The sequence below is a fragment of the Bacillus cereus group sp. Bce019 genome (genome assembly GCF_051781745.1).
Lineage (GTDB): Bacteria > Bacillota > Bacilli > Bacillales > Bacillaceae_G > Bacillus_A > Bacillus_A cereus.
Genome location: NZ_JBPWJX010000156.1, coordinates 1 through 268, shown reverse-complemented (window position 1 = coordinate 268; position 268 = coordinate 1). Strand labels below are relative to the sequence as shown.

The window sequence follows — 268 nt, the reverse complement described above, 5'->3', positions numbered from 1 at the left end:
CATATTGGCGCGGGAACGGTTTTAGCTGGTGTCATTGAACCCCCAAGTGCCAATATGACAATGTTTTCCTACAGTTGCACGGCCGCCTAAAACAGCGCCCATATCAATCATAGTCCCTGCACCAACGACGGCGCCAATATTTAGAATAGCCCCCATCATAATCACCGCTTGATCGCCAATTTCAACTTTTTCGCGAATCAAAGCACCTGGTTCAATTCGAGCATTAATGTCTTTCAGATCAAGAAAAGGAATTGCTGAGTTACGTGCA

General features: G+C 45.9%; 1 pseudogene. It reads right to left on the bottom strand.

Going from position 1 to position 268, the window contains the following annotated elements:
* Positions 1 to 48 precede the first annotated feature (48 nt).
* Positions 49 to 268, bottom strand: a pseudogene (locus ACS2QP_RS27830) (2,3,4,5-tetrahydropyridine-2,6-dicarboxylate N-acetyltransferase); the annotation flags it as partial.